The 470-nt window shown below is 45.7% G+C and carries 1 protein-coding gene; it reads left to right on the top strand.

The features are described 5' to 3' along the window. The first annotated feature begins 177 nt into the window (after nt 1–177). Nucleotides 178–459, top strand: a complete 282-nt coding sequence (locus NF543_RS25315; protein WP_257670993.1) for a helix-turn-helix domain-containing protein — start codon at nt 178–180, stop codon at nt 457–459. The last annotated feature ends 11 nt before the right edge of the window (nt 460–470 follow it).

Raw genomic sequence — 470 nt, 5'->3', positions numbered from 1 at the left:
CATAAAAATTTTAGTGTCGCCTTCCCCTATTGGAAGGTATGCCAAAGTTCTTCTATTAATACCTAACTATTTAATAATCAAGATAAAACTATATAACCAGCGGTTATCATTTTCCTTGAATTTGATAACCGCTGGTTATACGTTTGGGTTGCATTTCTCAATTTAAATATTATGGATATGAAGCATATCGGAAAGCGGATCAAGGATATACGTGAAGAACGGGGGTTTACACAGGATGGGGTTGCACTTGGTGCGAAGATCAGCCAAGCAGCGCTATCGAAGATCGAAAACGGGGCAATCATGCCAAAATTGGAAACATTGGAACGGTTGGCCAAAAGCCTGAAAGTGGATTTGGTAGCGTTGGTAAGCCCCACGGTGGCAAATAGCTTGTTCGGCAAGTCCTTGCTCGGGGCGGTATGGGCACGCGTCCGGTACCGGTGGCTCCGCCGTGGCGGATGATGGCCGGTAAC

Source organism: Parapedobacter tibetensis (assembly GCF_024704835.1).
GTDB lineage: Bacteria > Bacteroidota > Bacteroidia > Sphingobacteriales > Sphingobacteriaceae > Parapedobacter > Parapedobacter tibetensis.
The sequence above is the reverse complement of the archived record's forward strand: the minus strand, read 5'-3'. Positions and strand labels throughout refer to the sequence as shown.